The following is a 12,561-nucleotide window of genomic DNA, read 5'->3' as shown; positions in this document are numbered from 1 at the left end:
TGTCACCGGGTCATGTCGAAGTTGCCCTCGGTGGTGCTGGGCGTGACGCGCGGCCTGACCTTGTCGGCTGCCGCGGCGGCGGCGGCGGCAGCCTTCTCCAGCGCCTCGCGGTTGATCGCCGAGTCTGGTGTGATCACCCGGGGCGTGGCGATCACGAACAGCTCGGTCTGCTCGGTGGTGTTCTCGCGGGAGCGGAAGAGGGTATTGACCACCGGGATGCGCGCCAGGCCGGGGATGCCGTCCATGCCGCGCTCGGCGCGCTGGCGCAGCAGGCCGGAGATCACCAGTGGCTCACCCTGGCGCAACGCCACGCGGGTCTCAGTGCGGTGCGTGGTGAAGGCCACGTAGCCGGCGTTCGAGTTGCGCGCGTCGGGTTCGGAGACCTCGACCATCAGCGCCGAGTCGATGTTGCCCTCGCCGTCGGCCACGGGCTTGAACTCGATGCGCACGCCGTACTGCTTGTACTCCACGGTGACCGCCCCCAGGCCCTGGGCCACAGGGATCGGGATCTCGCCGCCCGCCAGGAAGCTGGCCTCGCCGCCACTGCGGCAGCTCAGGCGCGGTTCTGCCAGGGCCCAGGCGTCGCCGTTCTGCTCCAGCAGGTTGATCGCGGAGCTGAGCTGTGTGGCGAGGCCGAAGTAGCTGCGCGCCGGCACCACGCTGCTGACCGGTGGCAGGCCAACGTTGTCCGCGGGCCGCCATGGCGTGTTGCTGTAGCCCAGGATGTTGGTCGCGAAGCTGGGGCCCTGGGCGCTGCTGCCCCATTTCACACCGAGTTGGTCGAGTGCGCGCTTCTTCACCTCGACGACGCGCAGGTCGATCTGCACCATGCGCTCCATCTGCAGCGGGTCGGCGTCGGCCGGCCGCTCGGCCACCAGGTTCAGGGCCTGCGGGAAACTGGCCGCCAGCTTGTTCATGCGGATGGCCGTTTCGGCGTCGGGGTATCGCCCCTCCATGACGATGCGGTCTCCCACCTGGCGCGCGGTGACGCCGGGCACCGCGCGGATCAGCTCCTGCAGATCCTCCAGCACCCGCGAGGCACGCACCGCCTCGACCTTGAGCTGGTAGCTGATCTGCCGGCCCGACTTCAGCCAGACATGCATCGTCGTCTCGCCAGCGGCCTCGGCCAGCAGCACGATCTCACGGTCGTCCACGACGGTGGCCTTGACCACGGCACCGTTGCCGATGGCGATTCGGCTGATCGCCGGCAGGCCGATGGTGCCGACCTCGCCCACCACCATGCGGCGGTTCGGGCCCAGCTCGACCTCGGGGGCGGCCACGGGCGGGGGTGTGCGGGCCGGGGCACGCTGGGCGGGCAGGACCCGGGTCTCCATCGGCGTGCCGCGCGCTGTGGACACGGGCGACGTGGTGGCGCCGGCCGGCATGGGTGCCGCTGGCGGCGTGGCCGCAGCCACGGTGGGTACCGCGGCCGTGGCGATGACCGGCCAGGCCAGACACGCGGTCAGACAGGCGGCTGGACGGCAGCACCACCGGGCGCAGGCGGACATCATGGCGCGCAGGAACAACGGAGTCTCCCGAGGAAGGTGGGTCGGTTGCAGGGCGTCAACGGATGGCCGTGGCCGCTGGTCGGACGGCCGCCGGTGCCGATGGACCCGCTGGCTCCAGCAAGCCCTTGAGCAGCGGTGCCAGCCCGGACACCTTGGCGTCGATCACGTTGGCCAGACCACTGCCCTGTCCGCCGACGATGAACTCGACACGACGGTCACCCACCTGCGCCGGGCGCTGATTGATCAGTGACGTGCTACTCATCACCGGCGTGTGGTTGGGGTCGGGGTCGTCCGGGTTGCGCAGCAGCGCGGTCAGCCGACCGGCGGCGCGGGCAACGATGATGCGGTCGGCCTCCTCAGGGCTGACCTCCAGGGTGATGGTCGAGTAGGCCGACTCGGAGCCATCGTCCCGCCGATTGACCCGCTGGTCGGTGGCCAGCACCGGCACCCTGGATAGCACCGGCAGCGTCAGCTCGTCGTCGCGCCCGGTCCCCTGCGCAGCGGCTGGCCGGCCGGAATAGATCAGGTCGATGAAGTCGCCGGGCTTGAGCATGCCGGAGATCGAGTTCACCGAGTCGACCTCGACCGTCATGGCCCGCAGACCCTTCTTCAACGTGGCCGAGAACACGTAACGGCCACCGCCTTCGGCGTGCATGGGCAGCAACACCTCGCCACGCTTGATCGGCACGGTCAGCCGCTGGCGCTCGAAGTCACCGAACTGGCCGGGCATCACCGCGCTCTGGTGCACAAACTCCTTGGGCACCTCTCGAACGGCCATCACGTCGGCCGAGATCGGCTCACCACGGTCCAGGTCGCGCTTGGCGACGACCACCTGGACCATCTCGCGCCCGCGGCGGCTCTCTTCCTCGAGCTGCGCCAATCGGCTGTGTATCAGGTGGTTGCTCAGGTAGACAGCGCCGGCGCCCAGCGCGATGGCGACGCCCAGCAGCAGCCAGTGGGTGTTGATCTGGGGTCGGGCAAACCGCATGGTCAGGGCAACGAGAGGAAGTAGGTGAGGTTGCGGTAGAAGAGCCGGACCATGTCGGCCAGGTGCTGCGCGCCGGTTCGGCCGTCCACCTCGACGATGAACAAGGCCGCCGCCAGTGCCGACACGACCACGAGGTACTCGACCATGGACTGCCCGCCATCACCGCGGTGGACTGGGCGTTGGTGCTCAACGGCGTTCGTCATGGCTCAGCGTGCCAGGGCTGCGGTGGCGGGCGCCAGCAGGTTGATCGTGGCGACGCCACGCTGCTCCTGCGGCTGCCAGCTGATCACCACATCAACGCTGCGCGGGGGGCGCTCGAAACTGGCCAGCCAACTGCGGCCGGTTTCAGCGTCGGCAGGGCTTTCGCGGTCGAAGGTGGCGCGCCAGCCTTGTCGCTGCCAGTGGTCCCGCCAGCGACGGACCTGCACCTCGAATGGCGCCCGGCTGACCAGGGTCACGCGCTCGCTGCGCACGGGCCCATCGGTGGAGGCCATGCTCTGCGCGATGTGGTGGTCTGAGAAACGGGGCAGCCAGGTCGGTGCCAGATCGCGCCGCAGGCCCTGGACCTGGCCCCAGCTGATCAGGCCCTCACAGCCGCGACCCTCGGGATGCTCGCGCACCTGGACGGCCACCAGCAGTCCACCGGCCAGCGTCGACAAGGCCATCCAGCCCCCGGTATCGACCCGACGCGGCGCGCCAACGGACCGGCGCGCCCATTCACGTTCGAAGAAGTCGAACACCTCGCGCGGCGTCAACTCGGAGACGAAGTGCTGCAGCCGGGTCGGCAAGCCATTGACCACGGCGTCGTTGGTGACCCACTCGGCGTGGGTGCGCGGCGGCAGCTTGACATCGACCCACTCGACCGGGCTGGCGCCCGCTGCGCCCCCGATCATCCAGACCAGCGCGCCCAGCAGTGACTTCATGGCACGCAGGGCCCCGCGGTACCGGCCCCCTCCAGTCGGCTCGCGTAGATCGGGTCCGGTTTGATGCAGCCCAGCACGGGTCCTTCGGGCTCAAACAGCGAGACGGCCCGTTCCACAAAGTCGCTCAACATGCCGGGCATGTGGGTCAGCGGAACAATGACCGCCGCCGCATCACGGGTGGCTTTCGAGCCGCTGCTGCCCAGCGCATGGGCGCCTGCAGCGGTGGCGGCGGCCAGCGTGAGTCGATCCGCCTTCATGGTCTCGGCCAAGGGCAGCCGGTTGATCAGAGCGACTTCAACCCGAGCGACGGTGCCCGGGGGGTAGTGCTTGCCCGCTGACCAGGCCATGGCCTTGGCCTCTGCCAGCGGCCCCTTGCTGCCCATCGCGACCCCGCTGAAGACCACACTCACGTCCTCGGGCTTCTCCAGCAGTGGCTGGCCGGACAGGTCCAGCCACAACGAGGTCTGCCCCTTGGCGCCCTGGATCGACGCGACGCTGTCGTCAGAGCGCAGCCTGCCGCCATGCAGATGGCTCCCGTGCAGGAAGAAGCGGGCCCGCATCTGGTCCTGGATCCGGTCCTCGGACAGGCCAGGATGCATGGCCTTCTGCATGGCCGCGTAGCGGCTGGCCTGTGTGGCCGTCTGGTTCAGGTCACCATAGCGGCCCAGGTAGCTGATACCCAGAAACAGCGGCAGCATCACCGCCAGGCCCACCAGGAACTCGGCCATCGACTGACCGTGCTGGTGGGATCGCAGCGCGGTCATCGGGCGACTCCCAGGGCTTGCTTGTGCGGCTGGCGCAGGAAGGCCTCGACGCCCTCGCGGGAGAAACGGGTGGGTGAAATCGGGGTGCCGTCGCTGAACTCGGCGAGTCGATGGTCCCCGACGACAGGGAAAAGCGCTCCAATGTCACCGCCTCGTTCGTTTCTGAGGTCCAGGCGGTTGCGAACGACGACGTCCTTTCGGCCACTGGGTAAGGCAACTGTGGGCCGACGGGCATAGACACAGGTGTCAGTGCTCCTAGCCTCTCTTTGCCCCAACGGAAGCTTCATCTCGCGTGCCATGAAGTCCGAACTCCAAATGCAGCTCACGCCCAGCCCTGCGTCGTCGACGGGCAGGCCACTCATGTCGGGTGCCCGGCCAATGGGTCTTCCGCTACAGCGGCCCGCTGACTCGATGAGTGACGTCTTGGGCGCTTCGCCGTCGCCCGGCATCGGGCTTCCCTTGTTGCCAATCAGCTCCCTTCTGCAGCCGTCCAGCACCCTGACACTGAATCCTCGCCAGATGATGGGCAGGCAACTGGCTGGTTCGACCACAAAGTCAGCTGTCGTCTCGTACCTTGCCCAGCGATCACCGTCGAAGAGATCCTCGGTCTCCACTTGCGGTGTTCGACGCAATAGCTCCGCAGGCAGCGGCGGCACTGGCACGTTCGCCTGTCCCTTGAGTAGCCGGCAGCCATCCGAGAGCAGCTGCAAACTCTCGTGAATGGCCGCCGGTTGCGCATAGCCGCGTAAGAGCACTCGAATGGGACCGCCTTCGGCTGCCGGCAATGTGCTGGGCAGAAGGCAGAGCACCATCAGTCCGAAGATACGGTGACGGCTCGGTCCAGGAGATGCGCGACGCATGTTCACTGGCCTCCCGGGGTGTAGTACGCGTAATCTGGCGCCAGCCCCATCGCGGCCAATAGCGCGGCCTTCTCGCCGGGACGTGTGTCCGCCAGCCGGGCCTGCCAATAGGGGCTGAACAATGAGCCGTGCTCTTTGGCGCTGTCCGGGCGCCAGAGTGTTCTGGCTGTGAAATCGTTGGGCAGGCCGCGGCGCGGACGCTCAAAGAAGACCCGCGCCTTCCCAATGGCGCTCAGCCGATGGCCAGCCAGGCGCTCGGGCATGTCGGAAGAGCCAGCCACCGAGCCCGTGGCGACACCCATCTGCAAAGCATCGCTGGTCTGGGTGTTCGACAGAGGACGACTGACCACCACCACGAAGTCCAGGCCCAGGCGATCGCGCTGGGACAGGGACTTGTCCCTGATGTCGTAGACATGAGGGACGCCGGTCCACTTCGGGTGCGACGTCGAATCTGCGTGGGCGAGGAACTGTGCGGTGCGCCGGGGTGACCACACGTCGCCCGAGCTACCCGCATCGTCGGCGTTGGCGCGGCCCCAACCTATCGGCGCGTAGACCTTGCAGGGCCGCGGCGGCTTGCCGCACAGGCCCTTGGTCCACAACTCCAAGGTGTCCTGGCTCTCCCAACGCTCATAAGCCTTGAGGCGAGAGCCGCCGTCCTTCTCGAGACCGAAGAGCAGGGCGTCGAAGTTCAGCCAACCCTCGCCGGGTCGAGCCGCTGAGAAGCCATCGCGCGAGGCCAGCAGGACGTGGGCGGCATCGCGCCGGTCGTCCCCGGTGGTGCCGTACTGCCGAGTGAAGTTCATCCAGTCGTGCGCGTTTGTGGCCAGGGTCAGGGCCAGCACTGAGGGCCGGCGATCAAGCTGAACCCCAGCATCGCTGTGGCCGTCGAAATGGGTCCGATTGGCATCGGTGATCGCGATGGCTGCGTCTTGTGCCAGCAGGCTGCCAGTGTTGCGGACCACACTGTGGTTGAAGCGGAAGATGCCCTTCTCCCGTTCCAATGCCCTGATCACCGGGTCAATTGCCAGGCCCAGTTTCCTGTGCCCTTCGTCGGCGGCGGCCGCCAACTCGTGCAACAGCCGGGCCGCGATCGCCACTTGAGGAACGACCGTGCCCAGCACGTCCATCACGTCGCCAATGTGGTCTGCCGTGCTTGAGAAGTACTGGGTCCAGCTCTCCAGGCTGAGCATCTGCACCAGGAATGCCTCGTTGGCCATCATGGCGCGGTTGTTGTAGGCCATCAGGTTGAGCAACCGAGCTTCCACCGTGGCGCCGGCCAGCGCGGCGGCATCGGCCGCGTTCACCGTCCGTTCCTTCGCCACGGTGAGTTGCGAGACGTTGAACACGCTGTACATCACGGCTGCGGCGGCCGACAGAGTGCCCAACAGCCAGATCATCGCTTGCCCGCGCTGCAGACCGCCTTTTCGCGGTGGGCGCAGACGTACGACGCTGCTCCGAAGTGGTCCGTTGCGCATGGTTCTGCCCTGTTGTGGCGGGCGCGGGCCATCAACGGCTCCGGGCGACGATCCACGCAGAATGCTCGTTCCCGCTGTCATGTCACACCATCACGGCGACTTCACCAGTTCGACGCGACGGTTCTGCGCCCGTCCAGCGTCGGCGCGGTTGTCGGCAATCGGCTGTTCCTGTCCCCAGCCCTTGGCCGTCAGGCGGCCCGCCGCGATGCCCTGGGCCAGCAAGGCACTGCGCACCGCGTCCGCGCGCGCTTGGGACAGTCGCTTGTTGTCGGCGGCCTGGCCCACGTTGTCGGTATGGCCCTCGATCGACAGGTGCAACGACGGCGTCTGCTTGAGCCACTGCACGATGGTTTGCAGGGTCTGCGCAGCGTCTGGTGGCACCTCTGCGCTTCCAGTGGCGAAATTCAAACGAATCGTGGCAAACCCCTGGTCAGCCATCTCCTGGGCGAGCTTCCCAACGGTGACCTGCTGAACCATCGGGCTGGGTTCGATAAATGTCAGTGAATACCGCCGCGAGCCGTTGATTCGCAGCAGCACGTAGGTGGGCTCCGCCACAGACTTGCTAGGAATCTGGAAAATGTGATGCCCTCCTTGAACATCCCGGCTAGTAGGCCCAAAGTTCGAGTTGAGTTGCACGCCGCCGAGTGACTTGGCCGCACTAAGATAATTTCTGTAGATGAACGCTGGGGAAGTGGTCTCTTTGTCATCGTTGTAGTCAATGAAAGTAACCTTACCCTCGGCTTGAAATGCCTGAGAATTCTTGCCGATCTGGCCTGCGATGTTGAAATCTTCGATTTTCACGACATCGAATCTCGGACCTGTCTTTGAGTGGACCTCAAACCCCGGAATACGAGAAAGCAGGGGGTGGTCACTGGGTTCAGGTGAAGCCGCCGCGTGGGCGGTGGAAGCAGCGAATGCGGCCCAGAGCAGCCACAGAAGCAGACGGAACATGCGCATACATTCAGACTTCAGGAGTACGACGCAGGCGAGATGCCCGGCAGCCCATATGACGGGTGAATCCAGACACGCATCACCAGCGCCAAGTAGATGAGAAGGGTTCGGACGTTGAGTTCTTACTTATCGCCCGTCGAATCGGCAAAGCTCGACAACCCACGTGGGGTATTGGCGTCGGACTTGGCTGCCTCCTCAGCATCCCGCGCGGCCTTAATCGCATTCTTGGCGTGCCCATCCTCTCCAGCCAAACCCGCTGCCAAACCAGCCGTCTGATTGCGAATCGTCTTGCCGAAGAGGTTGTAGACGCCGATCGATGCAATCGCGATCAGCGCCACGATGATGATGTACTCGGTCATCCCCTGGCCGTGATGACGACCCTTCATGCTGTGTGCGGACATATTCGCTCCCTGAGGTTGATTGAGTCGAAGGTCGACGCCGAGATATCGCAGGTATGGGTATGACACACGGCTGTCGATGGCCGCCAGACTACTTCAAGACCTGCTGGTGTCATCCCCCCCTCATGGGTGATGGCCGGCTGAATTCCGACGGATTAATTTCCCTGGATCGTGGCGCCAGGCACCCCCTCGGCGCTGATTGTCAAAACCCACGGATCGCGACGTCGCGCTATCTACGTGCCCAGCACTCCACAGCTCAAACCCGCTTGGACCGGCGCGGTGTCTGGCGTCCTGATCGGCCTGTCGCTGGCGGGACCAGCGTGGTCGGTCCTGGCTTGGCCTGCCTTGTTGCTGTGGGCGGTGGGCATCCATGTGAGCCAGGATCGTCGCCAGGAGGTCGCCTGCCTCGCATGGGGTGTCTGGGCCTGGTCCGGTGTCGGCACGGTCTGGGTGGCCGCCGCGGTGCAGGACGCCTCGGACCCGCGGCTGCTCTGGCAGTGGCTGACGATGCTGGTGTCAGTGCTTCACCACTCGGTCTGCGTCATGCTGCCCTGGGTGCCGGTGCGCTGGTCCATGGGCCGGGGCGCCACAGCGCGCCAGCGCCTGGCAGCGTGGGCCATCGCCCTGGCCTCGGGTGAGGCCTGGCGCCAATGGGGCTGGGCCGGGCACGGCTACGCGTCGCTGGCGGCCCCTCTTTCTGCGGTGCCTGGCGCAGCGCTGCCGCTGAGCCTGGTGGGCGGGCTGGGGTTGTCGGCCATCGGTTGCGGTGCTGCCGCGGTGGCAGCCAGAGCGCTGCTGTCGCCTGACCACCGTGGACCTCGGCGCATGGCCGCGGTGGCCGCTGTGTTGCTGCCGATGCTCCTCGCGGTTCCGTGGCGACCCACACCCTCCGAGGCCAGCACCCACGCCGACGGGTGGCAGGTCGTGGCCCTGGCCACCCACATCGACCATGGTCAGGCGTCCAGCCGACCAGGGCGAGACCGCCAGCTCGCGGCACTGGACCAGGCCATGCAGCTGGCTGGTGCCGGCCAAGCGGTGGTCACCCCTGAAACCTTCTTTGCCGAGCCACCCCCTCAGAGGGCTGAAGGGGTCTGGGCCGATCTGCTGAGGCAGGTGGACGCCAGCGGCGTCACGCTGCTGCTGGGCATGCCGCACGCGCTGTACGACGAGACCGGTCTGCGGATCATCAACACAGCGCTTCAGCTCGCCCCCGGCAGAGCGTCGATGTATGGCAAGCGCCGACTGGTCCCCGGTGGTGAGTATCTGCCGTGGCCCACATTGATGGGCTGGGTCGATGGGCGGGTGTTCGGCCGCACGCTTGAGGGGCCCAGTCCCGCCCCCGAGGAATTGGTGCAATCGCTGCTGGTGGCGGGACACGCCACGGGCGTGCTGATCTGCCATGAGATGTCCTTCGCCCTGGAAGCCGCCGAGCGGGCGGCCGACACCGAGTGGCTGGTCGTGCTGTCCGAGGACGGCTGGATCGACCACCCGATGTATCGCCAGCAGATGGTCGCGCTGGCCCGGCTGCGCGCCATGGAGACCGGTTTGCCGCTGCTGCGGGTGGCCAACGGCGGGCCAACGCTGCTCGCCCTGCCTGACGGGCAGGTGCAGCGCATGTGGCCGATGCGCGGCGCACGCATCCAGCCCTGGCCCGTGGTGGTCCCCGCCGGCAGCACCGCCTCGTTCTATGCGCGCAGTGCCGCTCCGCAGTGGTGGCTGCTTGCCCTGTTTCCGCTGGTGCAGGCCCTGCCTGCGGCCTTCGGGCACCGGGCCCCATGGCGCCGGGGAGTCCCTGCATGAAGCCCGCGCAGGCCCAGCGCCGTCAGCAAGGCGCGTCGCTGGTCGAGTTCGTGATCGTCTTTCCGTTCGCCGTGTTGTTCATGCTCGGCCTGATCCAGGTGGGCTTCGTCTTCATGGCCAAGACGACGCTGAACCACGCCACCTTCATGGCGGCGCGGGTGGGGGCGACGCACAACGCCAGTCGCAGCGCCATGAACGAGGCGCTGGTGCGCGGGCTCAGCCCGTTCTACCAGGATGGCTCCCACCGCAACGACCACACCCGCTTGGCGCTGGCACTGGCCCAGGCCAAGGTGGACAGCCTGCTCTTCAGCGAGCTGACCGTGCTGTCGCCCTCGCCCGAGGCCTTCGCCGATTTCGGTGTGCGTGATCCCGTCAGGAAGGTCACCTACATCCCGAACGACAACCTCGCTTTCCGCAGCCAGGCCGTGCAGCCCAAGTCCAAGATGAACCTGCGCGATGCCAATCTGCTGAAGATCAAGGTCGTCTACGGCTACGAGATGAAGGTCCCTTTGATGGCCGGCGTGATCCGCCGCGTGATGTGCGGCGGGGACGCGGGCGTCGACGCCTGGGGCGACGTCAGCATCACCGAGTCCACCTTCGGCCTGTCCCACCCGGTGCTGTGCGCCCGCTACTACCAGCGCGGCCGACTGCCCATCGAGGCCTATGCCCTGGTCGAGATGCAGTCGCCGGCCTACCAACCCTGAAGTCTTCGCAAGGATCGCTCCGTGTCCACATCCATCCCACGTTCTTCCCGGTGCGGCCTGGTGGCCTTGCCGCTGGCGATCGCCCTGGCCGGTTGCGGCGGTGGCGGCAATGAACTGGGTCCGGCCGATGCCGTCTGGGCGTCGCCCGATGCGGTCAAGGTCGGCGCCAAGGGCCGCTGCTTCGTGGGGATAGGTCCAACCGTCCATGTCTATGGCGGCAAGCCGCCCTACGTGCTGAAGAACGCTGCGCCGTTGGCCATGTCGCTCGATCGCGCACGCGTCAACATGCCGGGGGAGGGCTTCACGCTGACCTTCAACGGCGTGTGTCTGTCGGACATGCCCATCACGATCGAGGATGCCGAAGGCCGGTTGCTGGCCGTGCCGATCAGCAACGCGCCGATATGACCGCCGGTCCCGGCCAATGGCTCGCCGTTGTCGTGCTGGGCCTGCTGCTCAGGCCCGCGTCGGCGCAGTGGCACTGTCGTCAGGGTCGGGTCGAGCTGATCGTCGGGGGCGCCCAGGGCTGCGTCGAGTCCGCACCAGCCTCCCCGTCAGCCGCCCCACCGAGCCCCGGTGTTGCGCCGACGTTGCAGCGCCAGCGTGACATCGCTCGGCGCGCCATCCTGGAGAACGAGCTGCGCCAGGAGCAAGCTGCGCTGGCCGCCCTGCAGAGCGCTGGGCGTGTCGTGAATCCCGCCGAGCGGCAGCGCGCGCAGGACAACATCGATGCCCTGCGGCGCGAACTCGCGCGCTGAACATCCGCCCGATCGGCGCCGTCGGCATCGGCGGCTGCCGCGCTTCGGTCGGGCGCTGACGGACGTGCGGCGCACCACACTGGTACGACGGGCTGTCTGCAGTGAGGCCTGCGCACCGCTCACCGTGCTGGCACTCGCGCTGGCGCCGGTGGTGCGGCAGATGGGGCGGGTGGTGGCGCGCTGAGGCCGCGCCTCAGCGGTGGTACAGGATCCCCTGCGGCGGCCCCTGGGCCAGCTGCAGCAGGATCTGGCAGGACTCGGCCAGATCGGCCTCCGAGGCCTGGCTCAGCTCGGTGCTGAGCCGCTGGTGGTGGGCCTCGTACTCGGCCGTGCCGATGTACGACGCATAGGTCCGACCGGCGAAGCTGCCCGCCAGCACTTGTCGCACCCGGGCGAAGACCGCGGCCTGCGCCGGCGTACGCCGCGAGCAGGCCGCAATGCCCAGCTCCATGCCGGCGACGAACTCGGCCGGCGGCGGAATCTCCGGCTCGGCCCGCGCGGCGCTGCAGGCGCAGGCCAGCAGCAGCAGCGCCAGCACGCGGCGCGGTCGCTGGCGGTGGAAGGGTGGCGTCACGCGGTGTCTCCCCTGCTGATCCGCGGCTGTCGGGCGGGGGTCGCCGTCGGGAACGGGCCGAGGGTGCGCCGGGCCGGCCTTGCCATTGGTTCGGCCGCCGTGCGCCCTCAGGGCTGCAGCAGCGCGTCCAGGCGGTCGATCACGCGGTCGGGCTGCGAGGCCTCCACCGGCTCGCCATGGTTGTAGCCATAGCGCACCAGCACCACCGGGCAGCCGGCGGCGCGCGCGGCCTGGCAGTCGTTGCTGGAATCGCCCACCATCAGCGTCTGCGCGGGCGCGGTGCCCAGCGCTTCACAGGTGCGCAGCAGCGGCAGCGGGTCGGGCTTCTTGCGCTCGAAGGCGTCGCCGCCGAAGACCACCTCGAAGTGGCCGTCCAGGCCCTTGCGCGCCAGCAGCTCGCGTGCGAACTCGCCCGGCTTGTTGGTCAGGCAGGCCAGGCGCAGGCCGCGCGCGCGCAGCGCCTGCAGGCCTTCAAGCACGCCCGAGTACACCGCCGAGTGCGCGCCGTTGATGTGCCGATAGTGGCGCTGGTAGGCGGCCCAGGCGGCCTCGTACAGCTCGGCCGGGGCGCCCACCTCGGCCAGCGTGCGGCGGATCAGGTGCTCCGAGCCCTTGCCCACGGTGCGCTCGATGAAGGCGCGCTGGATGGCCGGCTGGTCCAGCTCGGCCAGCGTGCGGTTCAGCGCGGCGTCGAAGTCGCCCACGGTGTCCACCATCGTGCCGTCCAGGTCGATGATGGCGGCGTGCCAGGGCAGGGGGGTGGCTGGGCTCATGTCTCGGCGCGGGTTGGGGGGAGCGCGGATTGTGCGTCGGGGCCGCCGGTGCCCGTGCGGCGTGCCTTTGATGACCCCAGGCCACATG

The 12,561-nt window shown here is 67.8% G+C and carries 15 protein-coding genes; 4 read left to right on the top strand and 11 right to left on the bottom strand.

Features of this window, described 5'->3' with window-relative positions; genetic code table 11:
* Positions 1-2 precede the first annotated feature (2 nt).
* The 9 genes from KAK07_RS19665 to KAK07_RS19625 all read right to left on the bottom strand — a co-directional run bounded on the left by KAK07_RS19665 (position 3) and on the right by KAK07_RS19625 (position 7,828).
* Positions 3-1,358, bottom strand: a complete 1,356-nt coding sequence (locus tag KAK07_RS19665; RefSeq protein ID WP_210862787.1) for a type II and III secretion system protein family protein — start codon at positions 1,356-1,358, stop codon at positions 3-5.
* A 205-nt stretch (positions 1,359-1,563) separates the two neighbouring features.
* A complete protein-coding gene (gene cpaB / locus KAK07_RS19660) occupies positions 1,564-2,496 on the bottom strand; it encodes a Flp pilus assembly protein CpaB (protein ID WP_210862785.1) in 933 nt (310 codons plus the stop codon).
* Positions 2,497-2,498: 2 nt separating this feature from the next.
* Positions 2,499-2,699: a hypothetical protein gene (locus tag KAK07_RS19655; protein WP_210862784.1), complete on the bottom strand. Its 201-nt coding sequence runs from the start codon at positions 2,697-2,699 to the stop codon at positions 2,499-2,501.
* Between the two features lie 3 nt (positions 2,700-2,702).
* Positions 2,703-3,419: a hypothetical protein gene (locus tag KAK07_RS19650; RefSeq protein ID WP_210862781.1), complete on the bottom strand. Its 717-nt coding sequence runs from the start codon at positions 3,417-3,419 to the stop codon at positions 2,703-2,705.
* The gene (locus tag KAK07_RS19645) at positions 3,416-4,183 is read right to left on the bottom strand and encodes a TadE family protein (protein WP_210862779.1); all 768 of its coding nucleotides are present in this window, start codon (positions 4,181-4,183) and stop codon (positions 3,416-3,418) included. Before KAK07_RS19645 ends, KAK07_RS19650 begins: the two co-directional genes overlap by 4 nt.
* Entirely contained in the window at positions 4,180-4,995 is an 816-nt protein-coding gene (locus KAK07_RS19640; RefSeq protein ID WP_210862777.1) for a hypothetical protein, read from the bottom strand. The genes KAK07_RS19645 and KAK07_RS19640 overlap by 4 nt, the downstream gene beginning before the upstream one ends.
* Before the next feature lie 50 nt (positions 4,996-5,045).
* The gene (locus tag KAK07_RS19635) at positions 5,046-6,440 is read right to left on the bottom strand and encodes a pilus assembly protein TadG-related protein (RefSeq protein WP_210862775.1); all 1,395 of its coding nucleotides are present in this window, start codon (positions 6,438-6,440) and stop codon (positions 5,046-5,048) included.
* Between the two features lie 168 nt (positions 6,441-6,608).
* Positions 6,609-7,469, bottom strand: coding sequence for an OmpA family protein (locus KAK07_RS19630; protein ID WP_210862773.1), 861 nt, complete (start codon positions 7,467-7,469; stop codon positions 6,609-6,611).
* Positions 7,470-7,591: 122 nt separating this feature from the next.
* Positions 7,592-7,828, bottom strand: coding sequence for a pilus assembly protein (locus tag KAK07_RS19625; protein ID WP_247664499.1), 237 nt, complete (start codon positions 7,826-7,828; stop codon positions 7,592-7,594).
* Positions 7,829-8,038: 210 nt separating this feature from the next.
* On the opposite strand from KAK07_RS19625, the gene lnt reads away from it, so the two are divergent.
* Genes lnt through KAK07_RS19605 form a run of 4 tightly spaced genes read left to right on the top strand, consistent with a single transcriptional unit; the run spans position 8,039 to position 11,126 of the window.
* Complete coding sequence (lnt, locus tag KAK07_RS19620; protein ID WP_210862771.1) at positions 8,039-9,667, top strand: apolipoprotein N-acyltransferase; 1,629 nt, start codon at positions 8,039-8,041, stop codon at positions 9,665-9,667.
* Positions 9,664-10,371: a TadE/TadG family type IV pilus assembly protein gene (locus KAK07_RS19615; protein WP_210862769.1), complete on the top strand. Its 708-nt coding sequence runs from the start codon at positions 9,664-9,666 to the stop codon at positions 10,369-10,371. The genes lnt and KAK07_RS19615 overlap by 4 nt, the downstream gene beginning before the upstream one ends.
* A gap of 60 nt (positions 10,372-10,431) precedes the next feature.
* Positions 10,432-10,776 (top strand): hypothetical protein, encoded by a 345-nt coding sequence (locus KAK07_RS19610; protein ID WP_210862767.1) that lies wholly within the window; start codon positions 10,432-10,434, stop codon positions 10,774-10,776.
* On the top strand, positions 10,773-11,126 hold the full coding sequence (locus tag KAK07_RS19605; RefSeq protein ID WP_210862766.1) for a hypothetical protein: 354 nt from the start codon (positions 10,773-10,775) through the stop codon (positions 11,124-11,126). Before KAK07_RS19610 ends, KAK07_RS19605 begins: the two co-directional genes overlap by 4 nt.
* Positions 11,127-11,319: 193 nt before the next feature.
* Here KAK07_RS19605 and KAK07_RS19600 read toward each other — a convergent pair whose 3' ends face one another.
* Entirely contained in the window at positions 11,320-11,700 is a 381-nt protein-coding gene (locus KAK07_RS19600) for a hypothetical protein (RefSeq protein WP_210862764.1), read from the bottom strand.
* Between the two features lie 107 nt (positions 11,701-11,807).
* Positions 11,808-12,473 (bottom strand): phosphoglycolate phosphatase, encoded by a 666-nt coding sequence (locus tag KAK07_RS19595; RefSeq protein ID WP_210862762.1) that lies wholly within the window; start codon positions 12,471-12,473, stop codon positions 11,808-11,810.
* Between the last annotated feature and the right edge of the window lie 88 nt (positions 12,474-12,561).

The sequence above is a fragment of the Ideonella alba genome, assembly GCF_018069875.1.
GTDB classification, from domain to species: Bacteria; Pseudomonadota; Gammaproteobacteria; order Burkholderiales; family Burkholderiaceae_C; genus Ideonella; species Ideonella alba.
The sequence above is the reverse complement of the archived record's forward strand: the minus strand, read 5'-3'. Positions and strand labels throughout refer to the sequence as shown.

Coding starts and splice junctions, on each gene's coding strand:
- cpaB (WP_210862785.1), bottom strand. CDS start 2,496: ATGCGGTTTGCCCGACCCCAGATCAACACCCACTGGCTGCTGCTGGGC.
- KAK07_RS19655 (WP_210862784.1), bottom strand. CDS start 2,699: ATGACGAACGCCGTTGAGCACCAACGCCCAGTCCACCGCGGTGATGGC.
- KAK07_RS19650 (WP_210862781.1), bottom strand. CDS start 3,419: ATGAAGTCACTGCTGGGCGCGCTGGTCTGGATGATCGGGGGCGCAGCG.
- KAK07_RS19645 (WP_210862779.1), bottom strand. CDS start 4,183: ATGACCGCGCTGCGATCCCACCAGCACGGTCAGTCGATGGCCGAGTTC.
- KAK07_RS19640 (WP_210862777.1), bottom strand. CDS start 4,995: ATGGTGCTCTGCCTTCTGCCCAGCACATTGCCGGCAGCCGAAGGCGGT.
- KAK07_RS19635 (WP_210862775.1), bottom strand. CDS start 6,440: ATGATCTGGCTGTTGGGCACTCTGTCGGCCGCCGCAGCCGTGATGTAC.
- KAK07_RS19630 (WP_210862773.1), bottom strand. CDS start 7,469: ATGTTCCGTCTGCTTCTGTGGCTGCTCTGGGCCGCATTCGCTGCTTCC.
- KAK07_RS19625 (WP_247664499.1), bottom strand. CDS start 7,828: ATGACCGAGTACATCATCATCGTGGCGCTGATCGCGATTGCATCGATC.
- KAK07_RS19615 (WP_210862769.1), top strand. CDS start 9,664: ATGAAGCCCGCGCAGGCCCAGCGCCGTCAGCAAGGCGCGTCGCTGGTC.
- KAK07_RS19605 (WP_210862766.1), top strand. CDS start 10,773: ATGACCGCCGGTCCCGGCCAATGGCTCGCCGTTGTCGTGCTGGGCCTG.
- KAK07_RS19595 (WP_210862762.1), bottom strand. CDS start 12,473: ATGAGCCCAGCCACCCCCCTGCCCTGGCACGCCGCCATCATCGACCTG.